The organism is Maribellus maritimus, assembly GCF_022267315.1.
GTDB classification, from domain to species: domain Bacteria; phylum Bacteroidota; class Bacteroidia; order Bacteroidales; family Prolixibacteraceae; genus Draconibacterium; species Draconibacterium maritimum.
In genome coordinates this window covers 1-22,382 of the sequence record NZ_JAIKLE010000051.1, presented here as the reverse complement: position 1 = coordinate 22,382, position 22,382 = coordinate 1, and the positions used below count along the sequence as shown (strand labels likewise).

At 36.4% G+C, this 22,382-nt stretch carries 24 protein-coding genes and 3 tRNA genes; 21 read left to right on the top strand and 6 right to left on the bottom strand.

Annotated elements, in window-relative coordinates; all coding sequences use genetic code 11:
• Positions 1-12: 12 nt before the first annotated feature.
• The 5 genes from infC (at position 13) to K5G00_RS26400 (ending at position 2,525) form a co-directional block, all read left to right on the top strand.
• Positions 13-576 carry a translation initiation factor IF-3 gene (infC, locus tag K5G00_RS26420; protein ID WP_317235569.1) on the top strand — a complete coding sequence of 188 codons (564 nt, stop codon included), beginning with the start codon at positions 13-15 and terminating at the stop codon, positions 574-576.
• Between the two features lie 43 nt (positions 577-619).
• Positions 620-808, top strand: coding sequence for a 50S ribosomal protein L35 (gene rpmI, locus K5G00_RS26415; protein ID WP_425482356.1), 189 nt, complete (start codon positions 620-622; stop codon positions 806-808).
• Positions 809-933: 125 nt separating this feature from the next.
• Complete coding sequence (gene rplT / locus K5G00_RS26410; protein WP_158870287.1) at positions 934-1,278, top strand: 50S ribosomal protein L20; 345 nt, start codon at positions 934-936, stop codon at positions 1,276-1,278.
• A gap of 121 nt (positions 1,279-1,399) precedes the next feature.
• Positions 1,400-2,044 (top strand): DUF2490 domain-containing protein, encoded by a 645-nt coding sequence (locus K5G00_RS26405; RefSeq protein ID WP_238769494.1) that lies wholly within the window; start codon positions 1,400-1,402, stop codon positions 2,042-2,044.
• Positions 2,045-2,147: 103 nt separating this feature from the next.
• Positions 2,148-2,525, top strand: coding sequence for a DUF4890 domain-containing protein (locus K5G00_RS26400; RefSeq protein WP_238769493.1), 378 nt, complete (start codon positions 2,148-2,150; stop codon positions 2,523-2,525).
• Positions 2,526-2,578: 53 nt separating this feature from the next.
• Here the strand turns inward: K5G00_RS26400 and ribH are convergent, their stop codons facing one another.
• The gene (ribH, locus tag K5G00_RS26395; protein WP_238769492.1) at positions 2,579-3,064 is read right to left on the bottom strand and encodes a 6,7-dimethyl-8-ribityllumazine synthase; all 486 of its coding nucleotides are present in this window, start codon (positions 3,062-3,064) and stop codon (positions 2,579-2,581) included.
• Positions 3,065-3,117: 53 nt separating this feature from the next.
• Positions 3,118-3,804 carry a tetratricopeptide repeat protein gene (locus K5G00_RS26390; RefSeq protein ID WP_238769491.1) on the bottom strand — a complete coding sequence of 229 codons (687 nt, stop codon included), beginning with the start codon at positions 3,802-3,804 and terminating at the stop codon, positions 3,118-3,120.
• Between the two features lie 177 nt (positions 3,805-3,981).
• Between K5G00_RS26390 and recF the strand changes: the two genes are divergently transcribed.
• Positions 3,982-5,088 (top strand): DNA replication/repair protein RecF, encoded by a 1,107-nt coding sequence (gene recF, locus K5G00_RS26385; RefSeq protein ID WP_238769490.1) that lies wholly within the window; start codon positions 3,982-3,984, stop codon positions 5,086-5,088.
• Positions 5,085-5,375, top strand: coding sequence for a DUF721 domain-containing protein (locus tag K5G00_RS26380; protein WP_238769489.1), 291 nt, complete (start codon positions 5,085-5,087; stop codon positions 5,373-5,375). Before recF ends, K5G00_RS26380 begins: the two co-directional genes overlap by 4 nt.
• Before the next feature lie 52 nt (positions 5,376-5,427).
• On the opposite strand, the gene K5G00_RS26375 is transcribed toward K5G00_RS26380, so the two are convergent.
• A complete protein-coding gene (locus tag K5G00_RS26375; RefSeq protein ID WP_238769488.1) occupies positions 5,428-5,847 on the bottom strand; it encodes a nucleoside-diphosphate kinase in 420 nt (139 codons plus the stop codon).
• A 112-nt stretch (positions 5,848-5,959) separates the two neighbouring features.
• Between K5G00_RS26375 and K5G00_RS26370 the strand changes: the two genes are divergently transcribed.
• Genes K5G00_RS26370 through K5G00_RS26355 form a run of 4 tightly spaced genes read left to right on the top strand, consistent with a single transcriptional unit; the run spans position 5,960 to position 9,160 of the window.
• Positions 5,960-6,994, top strand: coding sequence for a DHH family phosphoesterase (locus K5G00_RS26370; protein WP_238769487.1), 1,035 nt, complete (start codon positions 5,960-5,962; stop codon positions 6,992-6,994).
• Positions 6,995-7,005: 11 nt separating this feature from the next.
• Positions 7,006-7,509, top strand: coding sequence for an FKBP-type peptidyl-prolyl cis-trans isomerase (locus tag K5G00_RS26365; RefSeq protein ID WP_238769486.1), 504 nt, complete (start codon positions 7,006-7,008; stop codon positions 7,507-7,509).
• A 29-nt stretch (positions 7,510-7,538) separates the two neighbouring features.
• Positions 7,539-8,078: an FKBP-type peptidyl-prolyl cis-trans isomerase gene (locus K5G00_RS26360; RefSeq protein WP_238769485.1), complete on the top strand. Its 540-nt coding sequence runs from the start codon at positions 7,539-7,541 to the stop codon at positions 8,076-8,078.
• A 14-nt stretch (positions 8,079-8,092) separates the two neighbouring features.
• Complete coding sequence (locus tag K5G00_RS26355; protein WP_238769484.1) at positions 8,093-9,160, top strand: NUDIX domain-containing protein; 1,068 nt, start codon at positions 8,093-8,095, stop codon at positions 9,158-9,160.
• A 1-nt stretch (position 9,161) separates the two neighbouring features.
• Here K5G00_RS26355 and K5G00_RS26350 read toward each other — a convergent pair whose 3' ends face one another.
• A complete protein-coding gene (locus K5G00_RS26350; protein ID WP_238769483.1) occupies positions 9,162-9,506 on the bottom strand; it encodes an ester cyclase in 345 nt (114 codons plus the stop codon).
• Positions 9,507-9,801: 295 nt separating this feature from the next.
• A complete protein-coding gene (locus K5G00_RS26345; RefSeq protein WP_238769482.1) occupies positions 9,802-10,500 on the bottom strand; it encodes an SAM-dependent methyltransferase in 699 nt (232 codons plus the stop codon).
• A gap of 64 nt (positions 10,501-10,564) precedes the next feature.
• On the opposite strand from K5G00_RS26345, the gene K5G00_RS26340 reads away from it, so the two are divergent.
• From K5G00_RS26340 to K5G00_RS26320, 5 genes are all read left to right on the top strand, one after another.
• Positions 10,565-11,359 carry an MBL fold metallo-hydrolase gene (locus tag K5G00_RS26340; RefSeq protein WP_238769481.1) on the top strand — a complete coding sequence of 265 codons (795 nt, stop codon included), beginning with the start codon at positions 10,565-10,567 and terminating at the stop codon, positions 11,357-11,359.
• Positions 11,360-11,624: 265 nt separating this feature from the next.
• Positions 11,625-12,194: a hypothetical protein gene (locus K5G00_RS26335; protein ID WP_238769480.1), complete on the top strand. Its 570-nt coding sequence runs from the start codon at positions 11,625-11,627 to the stop codon at positions 12,192-12,194.
• A gap of 12 nt (positions 12,195-12,206) precedes the next feature.
• The gene (locus tag K5G00_RS26330; protein WP_238769479.1) at positions 12,207-13,595 is read left to right on the top strand and encodes a hypothetical protein; all 1,389 of its coding nucleotides are present in this window, start codon (positions 12,207-12,209) and stop codon (positions 13,593-13,595) included.
• Between the two features lie 13 nt (positions 13,596-13,608).
• A complete protein-coding gene (locus K5G00_RS26325; RefSeq protein WP_238769478.1) occupies positions 13,609-16,239 on the top strand; it encodes an nSTAND1 domain-containing NTPase in 2,631 nt (876 codons plus the stop codon).
• 20 nt (positions 16,240-16,259) lie between these two features.
• Complete coding sequence (locus K5G00_RS26320; protein WP_238769477.1) at positions 16,260-16,730, top strand: DUF4231 domain-containing protein; 471 nt, start codon at positions 16,260-16,262, stop codon at positions 16,728-16,730.
• A gap of 38 nt (positions 16,731-16,768) precedes the next feature.
• Here the strand turns inward: K5G00_RS26320 and K5G00_RS26315 are convergent, their stop codons facing one another.
• Positions 16,769-17,941, bottom strand: a complete 1,173-nt coding sequence (locus K5G00_RS26315; RefSeq protein WP_238769476.1) for an MFS transporter — start codon at positions 17,939-17,941, stop codon at positions 16,769-16,771.
• A 250-nt stretch (positions 17,942-18,191) separates the two neighbouring features.
• Between K5G00_RS26315 and K5G00_RS26310 the strand changes: the two genes are divergently transcribed.
• From K5G00_RS26310 to K5G00_RS26290, 5 genes are all read left to right on the top strand, one after another.
• Positions 18,192-19,739, top strand: coding sequence for an acyl-CoA dehydrogenase family protein (locus K5G00_RS26310; RefSeq protein WP_238769475.1), 1,548 nt, complete (start codon positions 18,192-18,194; stop codon positions 19,737-19,739).
• Positions 19,740-19,894: 155 nt separating this feature from the next.
• Positions 19,895-20,929: an aspartate--ammonia ligase gene (gene asnA / locus K5G00_RS26305; RefSeq protein ID WP_238769474.1), complete on the top strand. Its 1,035-nt coding sequence runs from the start codon at positions 19,895-19,897 to the stop codon at positions 20,927-20,929.
• A gap of 92 nt (positions 20,930-21,021) precedes the next feature.
• Positions 21,022-21,095: transfer RNA gene (locus K5G00_RS26300), tRNA-Arg, on the top strand.
• Positions 21,096-22,048: 953 nt separating this feature from the next.
• Positions 22,049-22,137: transfer RNA gene (locus K5G00_RS26295), tRNA-Ser, on the top strand.
• A 43-nt stretch (positions 22,138-22,180) separates the two neighbouring features.
• A tRNA-Pro gene (locus tag K5G00_RS26290) sits at positions 22,181-22,255 on the top strand.
• Positions 22,256-22,382: the final 127 nt, after the last annotated feature.

The following is a 22,382-nucleotide window of genomic DNA, read 5'->3' as shown; positions in this document are numbered from 1 at the left end:
GAGGAATTTAAAATAGCTATTAAAAGAAGAGGTCCAAGAAGGAATTACCAGCCACGAAGAGAACAGGAACCGGAACACCGTATTAACCATAAAATCAGGGTGCCTCAAGTAAGGCTGGTAGGGGATAACATTGAAAATCCAGGAATTTATCCTTTGCGAGAGGCATTACGTATTGCAGACGAAATGGAGCTGGATTTAGTGGAAATCTCACCTAAAGCCGATCCTCCCGTCTGTAAAATAATTGATTATTCAAAGTTTCTTTATCAGCAAAAGAAGAAACAGAAGGAGATGAAAGCCAAAGCGGTAAAGGTGGTCGTAAAAGAAATTCGTTTCGGACCACAAACCGACGAGCATGATTTTAATTTTAAGTTGAAACATGCCGAGAAATTCCTGAAAGACGGAGCAAAAGTAAAGGCTTTTGTGTTTTTTAAAGGAAGATCGATTCTGTTTAAAGAGCAAGGCGAAATTCTTTTGCTGAAACTGGCCACAGCTTTGGAAGAACTGGGAACGGTTGAACAAATGCCTAAGCTGGAAGGGAAACGAATGACAATGTATATTTCACCGAAAAAGAAATAATATAGTTCTTTGAAAAAATTTAATTCGTAGGATTATGCCAAAAATGAAGACAAATTCCGGAGCTAAAAAACGTTTTAGACTTACCGGAAGTGGAAAAATTAAAAGGAAACATGCCTACAAAAGCCACATTTTGACTAAAAAAAGTACAAAACGTAAACGTAATCTGACTTATTGGACTACCATTGACAAGACCAATGAGAGTAACGTTAAGCTTTTGTTGAACATGAAATAATCCGTCAACCGGCGGATAAAAACCTTTTAAAAGAGAAAGGTAAACAAAGTAATTAACCAGATGATTGAGCTTTAAAGTATCTTCGTAAGTTGCGGAGGACGCCGATTATCAAAAAAAGTAAAAGTATGCCAAGAAGTGTAAATCATGTAGCATCACGGGCCCGGAGAAAGAAATTATTGAAAAAAACAAAAGGTTATTTCGGCTCCCGTAAAAATGTCTGGACGGTTGCCAAGAATACTTGGGAAAAAGGCCAGCAGTTTGCTTACCGTGACAGGAAAGCCAAAAAAAGAACATTCCGTGCATTGTGGATTCAGCGAATTAACGCTGCCGCGCGCCTTGAAGGAATGTCGTATTCACAATTCATGGGATTGTTAAAAAAGAATGATATTGAAATAAACAGGAAAGTTCTCGCTGATTTGGCCATGAACCAACCTGAAGCATTCAAAGCAATCGTTGAAAAGGTAAAATAATAAGCAGCTATATTATTTAAGGTGAAATATAAAAGAAACCCGGTTCGTAACCAACGAATTCGGGTTTTTGCTTTTATAGCGTAGTTAAAAGTTTTAAAAATCTAAAAGCAGACCAGCCGTTATGTCAAAGTATTTTTTTGTGTTTGTCGCTGTTTTTCTTTCGGTTTCTTCTTTTTCTCAGGAAGAAAGAAAAACACAGTTGTGGAACTACAATAAAGTCTCCGTTTCTTTAAGTCCGAAAACTTCTCTTGAGGTGGTCGAAAAGATTCATTATACAACACAAACCAACAGCGTGGATGTGAAATTTGGAGATTTATGGCTGACTCGTAAATGCAATAACTGGTTTGAATATGCCGGTGGTTTTCGTATGAACTATGTCCGAAAGAATAATAGTTGGCTTGAGGAAAGACGTACGATGCTTTTGACCGAGCTTTCAAAAGATATAAAGAATTTCGATTTTAGTTTGTCCGGAAGATTTGAGTATCGATGGTTTAAAGAAGCCAACGAACATCTAAGATTCCGGCAAAAATTAAATATTAGTTTTCCTCCTGTTTTTAAATGGGGTCTGAATTTTTTTACATCTGAAGAGTCTTTTATTAAAATGAACAGTGAAAAAACACATCTGGCTCGTGTATATGCCGGAATAAACACGATAAACTGGAGGCATTTTGAAATGAAGGTTTATTATTCACTGGAAAAAATAAAATCTTTCGATTACTGGAATACTACTGATATTATTGGAATGAATATGAATATCAGGCTGTAAGGCAGTCTGTCTTTCAGGGAAAAATCATTAAAATATTAAACCTTTGGTCTTTTTATTGGTCTCATTACTGTTAAAAATTATAATAACATAAATAATTGAGCCAATGAAAAAGCTAGGTTTTTTATTTGTTGCCATAGTTTTTGGGATTACTCTCTGCATAGCACAACCGCAAGGCCCCAGAAATATGAATCCTGAGGACATGGCAAAACGTCAAACCGAACAGATAAAAGAGGCTGTTGGTTTGAACAGTGACCAGGAAAAGAAAGTATATGACCTGAATCTTGAAACGAGTAAAAAAATGCAGGCGATGTTTCGGGAGAATCAAGGAGGGGACAGATCGGCAATGCGCGAAAAAATGACTGCAGTAAGGGAAGAACAAAACAAAAAGATGAAAGCCATTCTTACTAATGAACAGTGGAGCAAATATGAAAAATACCTTGAAGAAAGACGGTCAAGGTTTGGTGGCGGCGGTGGCCGTTAGGGTTTAATAATCTCTTTAAAGTTATTGGGTTTGCACAAATGTGTAAGCCCTTTTTATTGGAACGAAGTTTTTAAAGCGACCATTTTAATTGCTGTGATCGCTGCTTCATCTCCTTTGTTCCCGTGTTTTCCTCCGGCCCGGTCGAGTGCCTGTTGTTGATTTTCTGTAGTCAGGACACCAAAAATAAATGGTTTGTTATATTTTAAGTTTAGGTCGATTGTGCCTTGTGTAACCCCCTGGCAGATAAAATCGAAATGTCTCGTTTCTCCCTGAATAACACAACCCAATATAATAATGGCATCAACATTTTCCATCTCTGCAAAATATTGCGCTCCCAATGGAAGTTCAAAACTTCCCGGGACATATTTGACTAAAATATTTTCGTCGGTCGCCCCGTGTTTTTTTAATGTACTTATAGCACCTTCTGCAAGTGCAAAAGTTATTTTCTGGTTCCATTCTGCAACAACAATCCCAAATCGAATATTTTGCGCAGAAGGAACTGAATTAACATCGTATTGAGAAAGATCTTTTGTAGCCATAATATAAAAATAAAAAACCCCTCTTTTCTGAGGGGTTATCCATAGAAAATAGTTTAGCTTAATTTAATTTTGACCCTCGCGATATATCTGTCAACGTTGGTACCTTCTGTTGATTGCGGATATTTTTCTTTAATATCTTCATACATTGAAAGTGCATCCTCCAGCTCATCCATCGACTCCAGTAATTTTGCAGCTTTCATCATGTAAACCGGTGTTGTTAATTCATTATCAGAAAGAGAGATGGCTTTTTTATACTGTTTCAATGCATTATCCATTTCGCCGAGTTCAAGGAACGCATCTCCTTTTGCACCTTCTGCAACCGGCTCAAGCAACATGTCTTTTGTTTTGAAATCATTCAGGAAATCCAGTGCGTCTTCGTACTGTCCCAAATGCAAATATGAAATCCCGGTGTAATAACTGGCGCGATTGGCTGCTTTGGTCATTCCATAGTCATCTATAATGTCCAGAAAACCCAAATAGTTTCCGTCGCCATTAATTGCCAGGTTAAACGAATCTTTTTCAAAATAGTCGATGGCCATAAACATTTGCGATCTGGCTTCATCTTCTTTTGGCTGCATATAAAATTTATTAAACCCCAAATAACCTGCAACAACTAGAATTATTGCTCCAACTACATAGGTTATTATTTTCTGATTATCCTCAATAAATTGCTCCGTTCTGGTTAAAGCGCTTTCAAGTTCTTGTAAATTATCAACTTGCGGAGTTTTTTTCTTTGCCATTTTTTTCGTTTTCAAAATTGTGTGGCAAAAATAGTTTTTTTTTCACAACTCAATAAATTATGCCGCTATTATTTTGAATATTAATCAACATAAACTTGTTTGTAATACATTTTTTTCGGAGAATGACTTCATCCATTCATTTTGATTAGTTTTGTAAAACAGATAAAATTATTCTCTATGTATATTGAGGAAATTTCAATAGTAAATTTTAAAAATATAAAAGAAAACAAAGTACGGTTTTCTCCCAGATTAAATTGTTTTATTGGAAACAACGGGGCGGGAAAAACCAATATGCTCGATGCTGTATATTATCTTTCTTTTTGTAAAAGTTTTTTTAATTCAATTGACAGCCTGAATATCAACCACGCAGAGAACTATTTTATGTTGCAAGGGAATTATATTCGCCGCGATTCAAACGAAATTATTTCATGTGGCCTCCAAAAAGGCCAGAAAAAACAATTTAAGCGAAATTCAAAAGTTTATAAGAAACTGGCTGAACATATTGGCTTGTTGCCTTTGGTAATGATAACACCTTCGGATGTAAATTTGATTTTGGGAGGTAGTGACGAGCGCCGAAAATTTATGGATGGCGTAATTTCGCAATACAACCAAAACTACCTCGACGATCTTCTAAAGTATAACAGGGCGTTGCAACAAAGGAACAATCTGCTAAAACAATTTGTGTCGGATAAGTATTTTGATGCTGAACTATTGGGAATATGGGATGGTCAATTGGTTGAATACGGAACTCGTATTCATGAAGAACGAAAAAAATTTGTGGAAAAACTCATCCCTGTTTTTCAGGAATATTACACTTTTATTTCGCAAGGAAATGAAGAGGTGGGACTTATACATCAGTCGGACTTTTATGACAATAATTTTGAGGATTTGTTAAAAGATTCGACTCCCAAAGACCGGATGGTTCAACACACAACTGTTGGGATACATAAAGATGACCTGGAATTAAAAATTGGTGACCATCCGATTAAAAAACTCGGCTCACAAGGGCAAAACAAAACATATCTGGTAGCATTAAAACTGGCTCAATTTAATTTTATCAAACAAATTTCAGAACTGAATCCCATTTTATTGCTTGATGATATTTTTGATAAACTGGATCAAAATCGTGTGGAGCAAATTATTAAGGTTGTTACAGGAGAGCAATTTGGTCAGATTTTTATAACCGACACCAACCGTGAGCATCTGGATGGTATAATCCGGAAAATGGAAACTGATTTTCGTATTTTTCATGTAGAATCGGGAACTGTAAAAGATTTAAGATGAGGAGAAACAATACACAATCGTTGAGTGAGGTTTTGCAGGAGTACATTCGCGAAATGAGAATGGAACGTAAGCTTAAAGAAGTTGATGCATTGCATTACTGGGAAGAACTACTTGGAAAAACAATATCAAACTATACCACGAATATTTATATAGCCCGAAAAGTGTTGTATGTAAAAATCAGCTCTTCTGTGGTAAAAAACGAGCTTTTAATGATGCGTGAGGAAATCCGGCAGAAAATAAATGAAAAGGCGGGAGAGGAGATCGTTCAGAAAATAGTATTTCGATAAAAGAGGTTGCCCGTAAAAGAGCAACCTGCTTTCATTTTTTCAGATTAAAACATCAATATCTTTCTGTTTTCGAAAAGAAAAAGTCGGATTCAATTGTTGCATTTTCATCGCTGTCGGATCCGTGTACTGCGTTTTGTTGCAAACTCGTTGCATACAATTTTCTGATGGTACCTTCTGCTGCATTCTCTGGATTGGTAGCACCAATTAATGCGCGGTAATCTTCAACCGCATTTTCTTTTTCAAGAACGGCTGCAATGATTGGTCCTGAACTCATAAATTCAACCAGCGACTCGTAAAACGGCTTTCCCTGGTGTACTGCATAAAATGCACCTGCCTGAGATGGCGTTAATTGGGTTAATTTCATTGCTTTTAGAACAAACCCCGCTTCGTTAATTATTTTTAAAATCGGGCCTGCATAATTGTTTTTGAAAGCCGTTGGCTTAATCATTGTGAAGGTCAGTTTTCCTGCCATTTTCTACATTTTTAAAATTTGTAAATAAAGCACAATATTATAAAAATTGAAATAATTAATCTTAACACCAACAACAGAATTCTTATATTTGTCGGTTCAAATTTAAATGGTTTTGGAAAACACTGGAAATGAGATTTTTAATTTTGTGAGTGAATTTCTTGCCGGAAGTGCAAAGAATATTGTAATTGTTCCTCACGAGAATCCCGACGGAGATGCTGTTGGATCGTCAATTGGGTTAGCCGAGATTTTGAAAAACAGCGGTCAGAATGTTTGTATTATATCACCCAACGATTACCCTGACTTTTTAAAATGGTTTTCCTCCGAAATTGAAATATTTGTTTTTGAAAGAGAAAAGAAAAAGGCTAAAGAATATCTCAAAAAAGCTGACTTATTAATTTGTGTTGATTTTAACGATGCCAAGCGGGCAGCAAAGATGGAAAGAGAGATCCTGGGTTTTTCTAATCTTAAACTTTTGATCGACCATCATCCTTATCCTTTAAATTTTTGCGATTACACCGTTTCAGAACCCAAATACAGTTCAACTGCTGAGCTGATTTTCGATTTTGTTGGTAAAATCGGATTTGAAAAATATTTGAATCATAATTCAGCGGAAGCACTGTATACCGGAATTCTTACAGACACAGGTTCATTTAGCCATAATACTGCACGTCCCAATATGTTCAGGGTAGTTTCGGAGCTTATGAAGTTTGGAATAAACACCGACAAAATCCAGTCAAATATATATCACAATTTTTCTTCCGACCGGATGAAACTTCTCGGATATTGTTTAAACGAGAAGATGGAAATTTTTCCTGAATTGCGTTCGGCTGTTATTTCAATAACAAAAGCAGAGTTGGAAAAATTCAGTTTTAAACCTGGCGATACCGAAGGATTTGTAAATTATCCACTATCAATCAACAATATTGTTTTCAGTGCCCTGTTTATTGAGAAGGAGGGATTTGTAAAAGCCTCGTTCCGTTCAAAGGGAAACTTTCCGGCCAATGAATTTTCCAGTACCCATTTTAACGGCGGCGGACATTTAAATGCAGCCGGCGGCGAGAGCAAGGACGATTTTAATAAAACAATTGAGTTGTTCAAGCAACTTTTACCTAGGTATAAACATCAGTTACTTGAAACAAAAATTTAAAAAAGATGAAAATGAAAAGTAAAATGTTGATGAGTGTTTGGATTGGGATTGTTTTTTCAATGTTTTTAAGTTCCTGTCTTGACTCTGAAGAACCAAGTCAGTCGCTTGCAGATGAGGCAGCTAAGTTACATCAATATATAACAGGTTTGGAATCAGAAGGACATGATGTGGATACTACAGCTCTGGGAGTTTACTATGTGACAATGGAAGAGGGAACGGGTGATTATCCTGAGTTTGGTGATACACTTACTGTTACATACTCTGGTTATTTTATTAACGGAAATATTTTCGATACCTCGAAATACAGTGAAACTGATTCAACCTGGACTTTTGAATTAGGAGACGATAGAATAATCAGCGGATGGAACGATGGAATGAAAGTAATAAATAAAGATGCTAAAGTACAACTAATGATTCCTTCAACTTTGGCTTACGGAGAGGACGGGTACGGAAGTGTTCCACCAAATAATTCCCTTATATTTGTGGTTCGAATGGTTGATATTAAAAAACAGTAACATACTCAATGAAATTAAAAACAGATAAAATGAAGATTTTTCGTATTTCCGGTTTGTTATCGGTGGTAATTTTAATTGCTTTTTCTTCTTGTAAAGACGATAATAATGGTTATGAAAGAATGAGAAAACAAGAACTGGAAATTTTAGATGCATATATTACAGAACATAATTATACCGATTATCGAAAGCCATCTGGTTTGTATTATAAAGAAACCGAGGCAGGAACAGGTGATTCAATACAGGTTGGTGATCAGGTTCAGATTTTTTATTCTACCTGGGCATTGATAGCCAGTGATTCGATTGTCTTGATTGACGAAAGTGAAGGCTATTCTCTGGGACTTCGGTATGAACCCTACGAGTTTATTGTAGGAGAAGGAAGTGCTATTTCGGGCTTGGAAGAAGCAGCCACCTATATGCGAAAAGGCACAAAAGCAAGTCTGGTACTGCCTTCTGAAATAGCCTACGGACAAAGTGGAACCTATGGTGTTTCCGGTTTTACCACTTTATTAATGGAGGTTGAAGTATATAAAGTTTTCCGCGCCGAAGTGCCTGAAGAGTCTGAAGAATAGTTGAATGCTGGACAATGGGTAGAGCAGAACTCCTGAAAAAGCTACTTCCTGGTTTTATTCCTCTTTTTGTTTTTATTGCAGCTGATGAAATTTGGGGAACAAAAATTGGCTTGTTTGTTGCTGTCGGAACAGGAGTCGCTGAAATGGCGTGGGTGGGGATCAGAGAAAAACGGTTTGATAAGTTTATCCTTTTTGATACCCTTCTTTTGATCGGTCTTGGAGCGGTTTCCATTCTACTCAATAACGATATCTTTTTTAAGCTAAAACCAGGATTAATTGAATTGGTATTGGTTGCCGTGCTCGCTGTTTCAGCTTTCTCATCGGTCAATATTGTCGGATTGATGAGCCAGCGATATCTGAAAGGCACTGCTTTTAATGAAGCGCAGGCTAGCCAAATGCGAAAAACGCTGAAATCACTATTTTATATTTTTCTCGGGCATACGGTTTTGGTTTTTTATGCTGCTTTCTTTATGAGTAAAGAAGCCTGGGCGTTTATAAGTGGTGGATTATTTTATATTCTTTTTGGTGTTTATTTTGTGTATGAATTTTTAAAACAAAAACGACAACAAAAACAATTAATAACAGAAGAGTGGGTTCCCCTGGTTGATGAAGAAGGAAAAGTAGTAGGACAGGCTCCGCGAAGCCAGGTGCATAATGGAAGCAAACTTCTGCATCCGGTAGTGCATATGCACGTAATTAACCGGAACAAGGCAATCCTTCTGCAGAAACGACCACCAGATAAATTGATTCAGCCGGATAAATGGGATACGGCAGTTGGAGGCCATATTTCGGCCGGCGAAAATTTGGAACAGGCACTTAAAAAGGAAGCTTTTGAAGAAATTGGTTTGGAAAAGTTTTCTGCTAAACTGCAAAAGGTGTATAAGTGGGAATCAAAAGAGGAAGCTGAACTGGTTTATCTTTTTACCACTTTTGATTCTAAAAATTTCAACGTACGTTCCGAAGAAGTGGTTGAGGCCCGTTTCTGGACCCTAAAACAGATCGAAAAACAAATTGGAACAGGAATTTTCACTCCAAATTTTGAATATGAATTTGAGTTGTTAAAAGAAACAAAACTGCTATAATTTATTTAATCCCTATCCCTTTCATGAGAGAATTCCAGTCCCAATAATCCTTATTCATACTGATTTTTGCGTTTTCAATTTGCATAATGGATATACCTTTTAAACTCATTGTTTTGTTCGTAGCCGGAATTGACATTTGTGGCCAGCCAACTGAGTTTGTACCTTCCCAAACCCATTCAACAACAGCCTGATTTTCATTTGCGACAATGGATACAATTTCAAATTTTGAGTCCGGCATTCCTTCAATTGTCGCAACAATATAGTTTTTAATCGCAGTTTTTCCCTGGGAAAATCTACCGGAACATACTTCCTCATAGCCTTGCGTTTTCAGAAAACAGCGACTCAAACTGGTTGAAATTTTGATGATTTAACGTTGTAATAAATGATTCAGCGATTTTGGAGTTCAGAACAGTCTTCTGATTTTGGGCACTGCTGATATTAAAAAAAATATACTGCAGCAGAAAAGAGTAAACAGTTTTATATGTGTGTTCATAGAATTTGATTATTGATTTACAGTAAATTACAAAATAAATAGGTAGAAATCAATATATTATGAAGCTCCTGTTACAAATAATAATTTTTAACAGGAGATACTTCGATAATACCGGGTTTGGGCATAGATATCAGGCTGTATTTGTTATTCACCCAATTAAAAAGATTGTTGGGATTTTATGCAAATCAGGCAGTTTCCCCTGCCAGTTTTTTATCGATTTTGTTCCAATATATTCATCGTCTCCCGTAATATTTGCTGCTATACAAAGCAGGGTGGAAGGGTGACAGGTTTTTAACAAATCACTTAACATTTGATTATTCCTGTACGGAGTCTCAATGAAAATTTGTGTTTGTTTATTGTTTTTTGCCTGTTTTTCCAATGCTGAAATGGCACGTGTACGTTCGTTTGGTTTTACAGGTAAATACCCATGAAAGGCAAAATTTTGCCCGTTTAATCCGGAAGCCATCAGTGCGAGTAATATCGAAGAGGGGCCAACCAGTGGCACAACTTTTACGCCTTTTTCGTGGGCAATTTTTACAATATCAGCTCCGGGATCTGCAACTCCCGGGCAGCCGGCTTCCGAGATTACCGCAATATCAAACCCTTTTTGAATAGGGTGCAGAAATTTAGGAAGCTCGGAACTTTGAGTGTATTTATTTAATTCAAAAAAGGTTAAACTATCAATGTCAATTTCTTTGTTTACCTGTTTTAAGAAACGACGTGCGGTTCTTATATTTTCCACAATAAAAAATTTTGTATTGGAGAGAATTTGATAAATACCCGCCGGCAAAACGTTTTGCCAGTCTCCTTCACTTAAAACATTGGGAACAAGAAATAATTTTGGCATATTAAATTTTTTGTAAAAATAAATATATTCATTTTCAGAACACAGCTTTTGCTAAATTTGTGAAATGCATGAACACAAAAATTTTAAAATTGAAGCTACTTTTTTGGGAACCGGAACGTCTCAGGGGGTTCCCGTAATTGCTTGTAATTGCGATGTCTGCAAATCAACAAACCCTAAAGATAAAAGATTACGTTCCTCGTTGTTGCTAAAAATTAACGGACAAAATTTTGTCATTGATGCCGGACCCGATTTTCGCCAGCAAATGTTACGTGAACAATTGTTTACACTTCGTGCCATTTTGCTTACCCACGAGCATGTAGATCATATTTTTGGGCTTGATGACATCCGCTCTTTTAACTGGGTGCAAAAATCGCCGGTTGACATTTATGCAGAATCACGTGTTCAGGAAGCTATTAAACGCATTTTTAATTATGTATTTGCTGACCATAAATATCCGGGGATACCCAAAATGAAGTTGCACATGGTTAGCGGTCGTTCGTTTAAAATTGATGAAATAAAATTTGTGCCTGTCCGCTGTTTTCATCACAGATTGCCGGTTTACGGTTTCAGGGTTGGTGGCTTAACTTATATTACCGATACCAATTCGATTCCAGATGAAGAAATGCTGAAGATTGAAGGAACAAAAATTTTAATAATCAACGCACTTCGGGAAGAGAAACATATCTCGCATTTTAATCTGGACGAAGCTCTGGCAGTAATCGACAGAATTCAACCCCAAAAAGCTTATTTGACACATTTAAGTCACGCTTTCGGTAAACACGAAGACATTCAGAAAAAACTACCTGCGAATGTTTTTGTTGGATACGATGGTATGAAATTGGTGTTGAATAATTTGTAATAAAGGCTGGCATAACTGTCATTCCGGCAAATTCATTTCCGTTTTTGCCTGCAAATCCAAGTTGTAAAATTCAACTAAAACTTTTTTGAAGTATTATTAAAAGCAGGAGTGCAAGTTAATCGTATGTATGTTAGGGAACTACATAGATGAATTTATTTAGAAAACTTCTAAATAATGATATTTATTTCGTATATTGATATACCTAATTCTTGTTACCAGGGAAGAATCGTAACAGGAAACATAAAAAGTAAAGCTAAACTGACGAATGAAAAAGATTAAAATATTCCTCGCTTCTTCAAAAGAACTTAAGTTGGAAAGAGAGCAAATGGAGATAGAAATTTATAGGAAGTGTAAGTCGTGGTTTGACAGAGGAATCTTTCTCCATCTCGACATTTGGGAAGATTTATCTGCCCGAATGTCTGTAACAGGTTCCCAAAGTGAGTACAACAAATATGTAAAAGATGCTGACCTGTTTGTTTTTCTGGCTTTTTCAAAAGTTGGAATGTATACTGCTGAAGAATTTGAAAACGCTTTTGGACAGTTTCATACAACACAAAAGCCGTTTATATTTACCTATTTTAAAAACTCCCCTGATAATGAAGATGAAAGTCTTATTGAATTTAAGAAGAAATTAAAGGACCTGAAACATTTTTATTCGGGCTTTTCAGATTTTAACGATTTGTGGAACCAGTTTAATAAAGAACTCGACAGACTGGAAACAGATGGATTTACTAAAAATAAAAGACCTGAACAGAAAACAGGCGAAAAGAATATTACTCAAAATGCAGAGAAGGTATACAATATCGATAAAATTGATACTGCTAACTTTTCATAATTTCGGATTGGTATGACACATACAGAGGGGACTGAAAGAATTATCATTCAGGAGGTCAGCGAAAAAGGTATGACACTAAATGTGAATGGTGAGATACGCACAATTCACAATCAACTTGCTGAACTAAAAGAATTGGTGAAAAATCAGAATGTTTCGAATGTCACCTATGAAAATAAGGTATACAACATCGAGCACATTAATGAAGCAAACTTTGGTGTTGTAACAAGCAACAAAGTATTTAACGGTGTTTTAACCAGAGATTTGATACTTCTGCTAAAAGATAAGAAAAAACCTCAGTCTTTTCTTAGCGGCTTACCGGAAGAGGATAAAGATAATTGGGAAAGCATTCGAATGCATCTCAGAGACGCACAAGAGATACTGGTAGAGAGTTTTGTCTGGATAATAGGGTGGGAGATGAGAAGATTATTTTCAATTGGAAATGACAAAGAGAAAAGAATTGAAACAAAAATTGATGAGTATCTGAATCACTGTTTCAGTACCTACCGAATTTCACTTCAGCTTATTAATTTTCTTTTTATCTCGCAGTTGTGGGATGAAAAAAGCAGCAATCCCGCTATAAATTCAAAAAACGATGAGATAAGCAATTTTTTTAATGCGAGTAGAGATTTAAAACTGAGCGAACTTCGCAATTTGTTCCAATCTCTGATTAAAGTTTATAAAACGAATAAACTTGAATTTCCGCTGAAAAATGAAGAATTGGGTGATGTAGATGAATTTTTGAATCCCGAAAGTAAATTTAACCTCGCCTGTGCCGAACTTGAGAATTTGGAATTAATGGATCCGGGAAAAATAGCATTTGGATTGGGGCATTGTCACACTGCTGAAATTTCATTAACAACTATTCTTTCCAATTTTATTTTTTTAGCTGATTACCAATTGGTCACCTTAAAAAAGATTGAATATGAAGAGTCGCGAAATTCAGTAGCCTGGTACATCAAGGATTTAAACATTCTTGAAAACAATGAGTCAAAAAATTTACTCCGCTACCTCAAATTTGACAATACACCCCAGTTGACATATTCTGTATTTTTCCGGAACAGAAATACATCGGTTAATTTATTTCCTTTTTTAATTGACTACAATGCATTAACCAATGAATCTGATTTTCAATTGCTTTTTTATCAATGCCGGGAAGGTGAGAGTGGTTTGAGATATTTTTCGAGCAAAAGCGAAAAAGAAAAAGTTATCGACTACATGGCAACTGCCGCTGAATCGATGGAAATAAAATCAGAGACTCAAAAGAATGAACTTCAGAAGAATATTCGCCTGGATATGGTTAGCAAACAGTTTGAAGAAGCAATGAATACGCTGTTGGGTACAAATTTCAAGTTTAAACCCAAAGTCAGTGAGATAAACGACGACCTCCTGGGTAATCTTTAAAATTGAATTCCGCATGCAAAAAAAATATCCGTTTAAGTTTTTAGACAGCTATCAAAGAAATGATAAGGATTTTTTCTTTGGGCGCGATGAAGAAATTGATGAATTGTACCAAATGATTTTTCAAACCAAAATTTTGGTACTTTACGGAACATCCGGAACAGGAAAAACAAGTTTGATTCAGTGCGGCCTGGCAAACCGATTTCATACCTACGATTGGCTGGCTCTTTATATCCGGAGAGGTGGAAATCTGATTTCATCGCTTGATAAAGCGCTTTGTTACGAAAGCGACGAAGCATTTACTTATGTTGAGCACAATGATTTTTTGATTGAAAAACTTCCCCGAAAAATAGATGCAGTGTACAAAGCGTCATTTAAACCGTTATATCTTATTTTTGATCAGTTTGAAGAGCTTTACGTTTTAGGCTCAAAAACAGAGCAGGAGCATTTTATTAAAATTGTAAAGGAAATTCTAACAGTTGATCAACCGGTAAAAATTATCTTAAGCATTCGGGAAGAGTATCTGGGTTATTTGTATCAATTTGAAAAAGAGGTGCCACAGCTTCTTCGAAAAAAGTTGCGGGTTGAACCCATGTCGTTTGCCAAACTGGAAAATGTAATCAGGGGAATTAATGATTACCAGCTCTCGCTTGTTAAGGTTGAAAAAGAAAAAATTGATGAGATTACAGAAGAGATATTTAAACGGCTTAAAGACAAAGAAACTACACGTACCATACAATTGCCTTATCTTCAGGTTTTTCTTGATAAGTTATATATAAATAAAACCAACGATGAAAGTCATCAGGCAGATGCACTAATATTACTTGAAGATTTAAAGAATATCGGCGATATTGACGATGTATTACAGGATTTTCTTGAAGAACAAGTTAAAAATATAAGCAGGGAGTTGAGTCAAAATAAAAGGACCGTTACTTCCGAAATCATCTGGACAATACTTTCAAATTTCTGTACGCTTGATGGAACAAAAGAGCCGATTTCAAAAAGAGAGTTAGTAAATCGTTTAAAGTCGGACTTGGATGTAACACTTATTGAGGATTCTGTTGAATTGTTTACAAAAAAGAGAATTCTGAATAAATCGGAAGACGAAGATTTGTATGAACTGGCCCACGATTCTCTGGCCTTAAAAATAACAGAAAAAAGGAGTGAGGACGATATTTCAAAGCTGGAAGTGAAACGTCTGATCAAAAGCAAAGCTTCCCTGAAAGACGATTTCAGGGAGTATTTTACAGAAAAACAAATAAATTTTATTGAACCTTATCTTGATAAAATAAAATCGGAATTAACCGCTGAAGAAAGAAAGCTGATAAAGGAAAGTAAAAAAGTACTGCGCCGAAAAAGGAGGAGAAAAAAAGCGGGGATTTATTCTCTGATAGGAGCGTTTTTTATTTTATTGATATACTCATTTTATCTTTCTGATAAACAAGCACAAATAAGTAATTTTCAAAATGATATTGATCCCCTCAAGAAACTGATTTCGCTGGCTGAGACAAATATCCTGCATGCCTCTTTTATGGATAAAAATCCTACCTTGTCTTTGCAACTTTTTAATGCTGCTTTTTTAAATCTTGATTCAGCAAAAAGTATTGATACCTTGCGTGATAAACAATATCGGTATATTTCTTCATATATCGCCGAAGAATATAAAAAACTCGACTCTACATATGCTGTTAACGGGACAATGGTGCAAGATAAAGCGGATTCAGTATTAAAAAAGGATTTTGCGCTGTACAAAATTGTTGAACCTCAAAATCCGGAAGATACAATATTTGATATACGTTTTGTAAACGGAATATTTACAGACCGATATGATGACTTAAAATTCCGTTTGTGGCATGGCGAAAAAGACACGACACATTTATCTGAGCTTGCACAGGTTGTTTTTCCCAAAGATTCAACAGAGGCTATGGCTTTGTATAAAAACGGAACGGTTCGATACTGGGGAAAGAATCCACATTACCGTAATTTGAAAATGGAGGAAGGTGATAAAATTATAAGTATTACTCCCATTCAGTACCGGGTTATTGGTTATAAATTGCTATCGGCAATGAATAATCACCGACTTGTTGAATGGAATTTAAACGGAACCAAACGAAGAAGTACCAACATCGAAGTAGTTTATATAAAGGAAGATTTGGAGTTTAACGACAGTATTGTATCTGTTGCCATTTCGCCAAACAGGGCAAAAATATTTACCGCGTCTGATAAAGGAATAGGAATTATCTGGCCCGCTGATACCAGTAATGTTGTGCTTGATACAACTGCCCGAAAAGCTTTTAATCTTTTACAGGATACGGTACTGTGTTCTGTATTTTCAAACAATGGTGAAATGATTGTTACCGGTTCAGTAGATCATTCTGTAAAAATATGGAATGCAGAAGATGGTGAATTAATTAAAATTTTAAACGGGCACAACGGACCGGTCACGTCTGTCGCATTTTCAACCAATAATAAAATAGTATACACCGGGGCCCTGGACAAAACCTTCCGACGGTGGCGATTGCCTGACACAGAATTAGTCTCGCAATTAGACTCTGTTCGCTGGAATGGTAATTTAACTTTTTTAGATCTTTTTAAAAAAGGAATTTTAAATGAGAAACCACATAAAGTCCAAATGAAATCAAATTAATTGTCAGAAAATTATTTGTTATGGAGAAAGAGATGTTTAATGATTATCTTGACAACAGATATTATTCTCAGCTGAGGTATTATGGAAAATCGTCAGCAAAAAATCAAAAGAAGTATCGGAATTTTCAGTGGATTCTGATTGTTTTATCGGCGATAACACCTGTGCTGGCAGCAATAAACGGAGAAAGATATGATTTTCAGTTTGTTGTTGTGGGAGTTTCGGCCTTGGTTGCCATATTAACGACAGGGCTTAAAACATTTCAATACCAGGAATTATGGGTAAAATACAGGGCAACAAGTGAGCAGCTAAAACCCGAAATTCATTACTATAATTTTAACGTTGGCCCTTACGGAGAGTCCGGTGTTGACAAAGAATCTCTTTTTATTTCAAGAGTAGAGGCGATTTTGGATGAGGAGCATAAGGGATGGCCTCCTGCAAAAAAGATGGAAGAAAAAGATGGAGAAAAGGAGGGATCCCTGGAACTAAGCTGAAGGCTTTTAGTGTTTAATCGATTTGTTTGGCAGCCTGTTTATTTGTTTTCGGGTTTTAACCAGGGCAAAACAATAACTAAAGTGGCAAGCAAATATATGCCTCCGGCTAAAATAAAAGCACTGGTTAGATTAATATTGTCGGTAATATATCCAAGTAACGGTCCGATTCCCGCAAAACTAATCCGAATAACAAAATTACGAACTGACAACATAGTCGCTCTAACTTCGCTTTCAGTGTATTGATTAATATAATTTTTAAGAATTGGGGTTGCCAGCCCCCGAACCAGGTAGAATAAAAACAGAAATGCAAGGCCGTAAACCGATACGGTTATTCCGGAGAAAAAATATCCGGTGGCAAGCAGAATGATAATGCTTATCAAAGACCATCTTTTCCCGGCAAAACGCTCAAAGTTATGGGCAAAAACGGATGAAACACCAACCGTTAAATTTAAGGCTGTCCAGAAAATACCAAACATTTCAACCGGTAAATTTATTGCTTTAAAAAAGGGCTGTACCAACCATGCAAATGTTAGTGTTGCCGTTCCTGTAACTGCTGAAAGAAGAATTGCTATACGCAAATTATGATTTTGAATAAATGTAATCTTGATGTTTTGAACCAGTTTTTTTAACGAGTGAATTTGTCCTGTTGAATGAATTTTTGGTTCGACCAGGGTAAAGGCGGCAGGAATTGCAATTGCTGCCACACCAAACTGAAAATAAAAAGGAGTTCGCAAGCTAACAGCTGCCAGAAAACCTCCGGCAATTCCGGCAATAGCTTCAGCAAAATTACCAATGGAAGTTATTCTGCCTTCCAGTTTTACATATTTGCCTGTTTTATTAGATGCTTTTAGACTATCAAAAAGCATAGCAGAATCGGCTCCCGAAACAAATGAATGTCCGATGCCTAAAATTATTTCTGCAATTACAAATGCCCAAAATCCATAGGAAAAACTGTAAATCAGAAAGCCTCCGCTTCCAAGGATACTGCCTAGAATCAGTGTTTTTTTTCTTCCCCACACATCTGCCATCCAGCCCGATGGAATTTCCATAAAAACAATGGCAACGGAATAAATTGCCTTCAGAACAAAAATTTCGTGCATTCCCATGCCGTTATCCTGGTAAAATAAAACCACAACAGGCATAACCAGGTTAAACCATTTTGAAATTTTAATCAGGTAAAGCTGAGTAATATTTTTATTTAAGCTTGCCAAAATTGAATTTTGCCACAAAAATAGCGGATTAAATGGTTTTCTACAGCGTTAAAAAATACAAATCAATGTTATGACTGCAGGACGTCTTTAGTAGCCTTTCTTTGTCTATTTAAAAAACATTGTTTTTGCAACGTTAGTAGATACGAAAGCGATGTTTTTAAAACATTAGGAACAGTTAAATGTTTGACATTGGGTAAAAAGAAATTATTGCAGAAAAAGAATCAGTTAAAACAAAATAATCAAACCATTTATGACCCGATTAATAAATTCAGAACATGATGCCTCAACGCAGGAACAAACTAAAGTTCCTCCTTTATCAGAGTTTATTGACACCCTGAAAGTAAAAATGAAGAGTGCTTTTTATGATAAAAATGACATTAACAGTTTAAGCATAAAACGGGGGCTTCCAGAGGGAGCGTTTCGGGAGATAATGTCTGCAAATCCTTTGTCGGTAGGCATCCCTGCTGAATATGGTGGACGTGGCGGACTAATGCATGAAAATATAGCTTTGATGGCTGCCGCCTCCTATGAATCTCTCGCCTTATCGCTAACCTTTGGGATTAACTCCGCTTTATTTCTGCAACCAGTGGCAAAATACGCTAAAGAAGAGGTAAAAGCATCGGTTTTTAAACGTTTTTTGGAGGAGCAAAACATGGGCGGTTTGATGATTACAGAACCAGATTATGGAAGCGATGCTCTGAATATGCAGACATTTTACACTGAAGAAAAAAGTAATTATTATATCAAAGGAAAAAAACATTGGGCGGGATTAACCGGTTGGGCTGATTTTTGGCTGGTAGCTGCCCGTCAACAATCTGATTCCGGAGACTTGCTGCGCGATATCGATTTTTTTATTTGCGATGTAAGTATAGCTGAACAAAAAATTGAAGTGGAGGAGATTTTTGAAAATCTTGGACTCTATATGATTCCCTATGGTCGCAATCACATTGACGTGAAGATTCCGGAAAAACAAAAACTGGATCCTAAAACTACAGGAGTAAAAATGATGCTGGACCTCTTACACAGAAGCCGGATGCAATTTCCTGGAATGGCAATGGGTTTTATAAAACGAATGCTTGATGAAGCAATTGCACACTGTAAAAATCGTTTTGTAGGAGGGAAGAGCTTATTTAGTTATGATCAGGTGCAGAACCGTTTGGCGAAGCTTCAAGCATCGTATACCATTTGTTCTGCAATGTGTGCTAATAGCAGTGAAAAAGCTGGACTAGATGTAGATCTTGTGCCTCATGGACTAGAAGCAAATGCCGTAAAAAGTGTTGTTACAGATTTAATGCAGGACGCGGCCCAGTCTTTATTGCAGTTGGTTGGAGCAAAGGCTTATAGATTAAATCATATTGCAGGACGCGGTACATCAGATAGCCGACCTTTTCAAATTTTTGAGGGTTCCAATGATATTCTCTACGCACAAATTTCAGAAGGGCTGGTGAAACTTATGAAACGTGCAAAAGAAAATAACCTTTTTAGATTTTTGAGTGGATTTGAGCTTACCAGTCAGTCAGCAAATTTTGTTAAGAAACAGGTAAATTTTAATGTCAACTTTCAAATGTCGCAGCGCAATCTCGTAAGTCTGGGAAAGGTAATTGGTCGCGTAGTTTCTATGAATCAGGTTTTAAACATTATGAATAAAGGATTTAGAGATGACTTGGCTAAAGGAGGAATTACTATGCTTCAACAGGAAATATCGGAATTAATGGCTGGCTTTTTATATACCGATAACCGAAATGTCGTCGATGAATATGAGGATAACAGTTTCTGGCTGAATTTTGTGTCCCTCTAAAAAAAGAATTCAGTCAATACCAAATTATTTGTTTTTAAAGTTGAAGGCTTTTGCTGTGCTTTTGAATTTCCTTTTTTGTAACCTATTTTCAATCCATCAGAATTATTGAAAGCAAAATTATATTTTTGTAACAAGAGACAAAAACAGACAGATTTATGAATTTATTTATTCCAAAAAACTACAAGTCGGTTTTGGACGTGAATCAAACCGAACAGGCTATTAAACAGATCAAAGATTTTTTTCAGATGAATCTTGCGTCAGAGTTGAGATTAAGAAGAGTGACAGCACCATTGTTTGTAAAACAGGGTACCGGTATTAACGACGATTTAAACGGCATAGAACGCCCTGTTTCGTTTCCTATGAAAGATTTGAACGAGACGGTTGCGGAGATTGTGCAGTCGCTTGCAAAGTGGAAAAGATTAGCTCTTGCCGATCTGGAAATAAAACCCGGATTTGGTATTTATACAGACATGAATGCTATCCGACCCGATGAAGAATTAACGAATATACATTCTTTGTATGTCGATCAGTGGGACTGGGAAAGGGTAATTACATCAGAGGAACGAAATCTTGATTTTTTGAAATTTGTTGTTCGTAGAATTTATTCAGCACTCGTACGCACCGAGTTTTTAGTATCTGAAAATTATCTCGACATTCAGCCTGAGCTTCCTGAAGAAATTACGTTTCTGCATACGGAGGATTTAGCAAAAGAATATCCTGATTTAACACCTTTCGAAAGAGAAAATGAAGCTGCAAAGAAACATGGAGCAATTTTCGTTACTGGCATTGGAGGAGAACTTCCTGACGGAAAGATTCATGACGGGCGTGCACCAGACTACGACGATTGGATAACAGCAACCACGGAAGGTCATAGAGGCTTAAACGGAGACATCGTTATCTGGAATAATGTTTTAAACCGTTCTTTTGAGATTTCTTCTATGGGAATTCGTGTTGATAAGAAATCTTTGATGCAACAATTAAAATATCGCGGGTTGGAAGAAAGAAAAGAATTAATGTGGCATAGAAAGCTGTTAAACGATGAATTGCCTTTAACCATTGGAGGTGGAATCGGACAGTCGAGGCTTTGTATGTACTTTTTAAGAAAAGCTCACATTGGCGAAATTCAATCAAGTATTTGGCCCGAGGAAATGATTGAAAAGTGCAAGGTAAATGGAATTCATTTGCTTTAACGGCAAAAATTTCAGAATATAAAATTTATTTGAGTTCCTGAATTTGTTTTTTGCAAATTGATTTATACTTTTGCACGGCAATTTAAGAGGCTGCCCCGGTAGCTCAGTTGGATAGAGCAACTGCCTTCTAAGCAGTAGGTCATGGGTTCGAATCCCGTCCGGGGTACAAGCAGATAAACTAAATTTAGTTAAAAGCACTTAAAATCAATGATTTAAGTGCTTTTTTTTATTTTAGCCGCGAAAATTTCGTTTGCAAATTCTACTTCAAATAAAATTTTTTGTCAGCCATTTAAGCTGATTTACGGGGAACTGCTTTCATAAACAGAATGGTCAAATGATACCCGAAGGTTAGTGTCTGGTTTGTAGGTGCTTAGAGACAACGTAGTTGATTTTAATTTTGGATAAATACTGGAGGAGCCAGATCCTGAAATATAATGGTGTTGAGACAACAATTCAATTCAAAATTAGACAGAAAAAATCCGCATCAATTCCGTTTGTGTAAAACCCCTGATTAACAGGATTTGAGCGCCCGGTCGATCAAACTTCCACCGGTCCGAGGACTCATCCCAAAAATTCGGGACTACAAGGCCTGTTTTAGCGACCATAAAGAGCTTACTCGGTTTAAATTTTTCTGTTGAGTTTACCAACTGATGAATCAATGCGGACAATATCTTTTTCCAGTCAAAGAACTCTGATTTCTTAAATCAAATGTAGTTCGTAGCTTTTGTTTTTGCAAGTTTTTTAACTTTTTTCTTTATTGTTTTATATTTAATGTGTTGTTATATAGGTAGTTGTGTGCTGTGTTTGAATTGGGAAAAACGTCTCTTTACTAAAATGATGTGATTTAAACTATTTTTATGATATTCAGAACTTTGATTTAATTTGTTGTATTATTTTGCTCCAAGCATTAAACGATTCAGACAAAAAGGGGTAGGGGAGTACGAAAGATTCAGAAGTAAAAATTAGTTAAATATTTTTTGAAAAGATTTTGCCAATGTAAAAACAATTGATACATTTGCACGCACGAAAAAAAACAGGTTTACAGCCTTTGTTCTTTGAGAATAATAAATAAAAAATATTGGTTACTAAAGCCAATTTATTTTAGCAATAAACCTGCATGGTGAGGTGGGTGAGTGGCTGAAACCACTGGTTTGCTAAACCAGCGTACGGGTAATACTGTACCGCGGGTTCGAATCCCGCCCTCACCGCAATTTTGGATGTAATTATCCATTGGTTAATTTTAGTAAAATTCGGGGTATAGCGCAGTCCGGTTAGCGCACCTGCTTTGGGAGCAGGGGGTCGCAGGTTCGAATCCTGCTACCCCGACCGAAAGGGAATTTAAAGGATATAAAAAGTCCGCAAACGCCAGTGTTTGTGGGCTTTTTTGATTTTTTAACATATCATTTTAGACCATTAAAAACCAGTTCCCACGTGAACTAAAAGGTGACCTAAA